We start from the raw sequence: 1,207 nt of genomic DNA, 5'->3' as shown, positions 1-1,207 counted from the left end.
GTTATGGGCATATTTTTGTTTATAAAAATGGATTAAGAATATATCCTTATGGAGATAGGTATGAAGACCCATTAAAAATGGATAATCGTAAATCTCAAGGTTATAATAGATATTTAGGAACTAGAGAGACGTTAGGTTATATTTCAATCAATGAACCTAATGATGAACTACGAGAAACTTCAAGTCGTGGAGATGGACTTATTAAGTCAAAACCATATTTTGAATTAGTTGATTGGTTTTATGATAATCTCAAAAGGTTAGAAAAATATATTATAGATATAACGGACTGGGGTAATGATTTGTCGAACGAAGATTATATCATTTTAGACAGTAAAGGCCAGAGAGAAGCTATTGAAAATCTTGTTGCTAATCTTACAAAATCAAAAGGAATTATTTCTTTTGAAGTTGCACCTGAAATCTTTGAAATAATTGATAAAAAGCAAGAGAAATCAACAAAGAATACATTAACAAAAATAAAAAAACAGTTAGAAAGTGATGATTACGATAAAAGTGCAATCGTAGAAAGCATTTCTAAAATTGAGAAAAACCTTGATGAATTAAAGAAAACTACAGAAGAAGCAGGAGAAGAAGCTTTAGATAACTTAATCAAAAATGAGGAGTTAGAGACCAATTTAGAAACCGAAAAGAAAAAAGGTGCTTTTCAAGGGGCATTAATTGGTACCGACAAAGAAAGAATAGTTGGTTTACAGCATCAAATTTATCATTCATCAAGTAGAGTAAGTAGAAACCTTAAATTACTTATCAAGCATTTAAGTCCAAATAATCTAGATATTAAAACTCAAAAATATATTAAAACAATTTCATTAGAGGCTTCAAAAATTAGTTCAATTGCAAATTTTGTAACCAAAGCAAATTTCAACTTAAAGGCATCAGAAATTAAAACTGATTTAGTTGATTTTATTAAGGATTATGTAAATGAACTATATCTTTTAGAGGATAAAGTTATTGATACATCAATGGATATTATTATTGAAGATGATTTTAAAGGTGAATATATAAAGGAGTTTAGACCTTTGGAAATTACAACAATTGTTGACAACCTAATTGCTAATTCAGAGAAAGCTAAAGCAACTTCAATAAGATTGAATTTCAGTAAGAAAAAATCTTCACTTGTAATCTCGTTTGATGATAATGGAAAAGGAATTCCTCAAAAGTATCTAGATAGTGTTTACGACTTAGGTTTCAC

The 1,207-nt window shown here is 28.3% G+C and carries 1 protein-coding gene; it reads left to right on the top strand.

The features are described 5' to 3' along the window. Positions 1 to 1,207: ATP-binding protein (locus tag J1N10_RS20915; RefSeq protein ID WP_262328671.1), on the top strand; the 1,207-nt coding region annotated here is incomplete at both ends.

The sequence above is a fragment of the Carboxylicivirga litoralis genome (genome assembly GCF_025499605.1).
Classification (GTDB): domain Bacteria; phylum Bacteroidota; class Bacteroidia; order Bacteroidales; family Marinilabiliaceae; genus Carboxylicivirga; species Carboxylicivirga litoralis.
Note: the sequence above shows the minus strand (reverse complement) of the source record. Positions and strands in the feature narration are given on the sequence as shown.